This window comes from Staphylococcus sp. EG-SA-2 (assembly GCF_017152085.1).
The window spans coordinates 1-572 of the sequence record NZ_JACYHC010000045.1 but is presented as its reverse complement, the minus strand read 5'-3'; the positions used below and the strand labels follow the sequence as shown (position 1 = coordinate 572).

General features: G+C 27.3%; 1 protein-coding gene. It reads right to left on the bottom strand.

Translation table 11 applies throughout. The annotated features are described in order from the left end of the window. A partial coding sequence (locus IDG60_RS00370; protein WP_206160348.1) for an urea transporter occupies positions 1-311 on the bottom strand: 311 nt, incomplete at its 3' end. Positions 312-572 lie beyond the last annotated feature (261 nt).

Here is a 572-nt window from a genome sequence, read left to right as displayed (position 1 = left end):
GCAGCAACTGGTAACGTTAATAAAGTTGCTATCATTGTTATAACAATATCTAATCCTGACTTATCTAAAAAGATTGTTAACGCAATGGCAGTTAACACTGGATTAAATCCGGCTAACCCATCATTAATCTCTGCTTCACTATAATTAATGTAACGTGCAAATGCATAAGCTATGATACTACCTACAATAGCCGCTAATCCAATTGTCCAATCGGCTACAAATAATCCTATTAAGATAAATAATCCTGTCCATTTATTACTAATTAACACAACCTGAGAAATATTTTTCAAAAGTACATCTATTATCTTCAAATCTTTCACCTTTCCTTTGAATCATTACTCATTAATATACTACTATTCTATGAAAAGTTATATTAAAAACTATTTTGGTTTTTACATAAATATATTCCACTATTTGTTTTCGATTAGATTGTTTGCTTCAATTTCGGATATGCTAAAAATATAATTTTCTAATTACACATTGAACTTTGTATATTACTTGTTTATCACAACAATTAGGATTAATATAAATTTTGTAAATTGTATCTAATATGAAATTGGGGGTTTTAATTT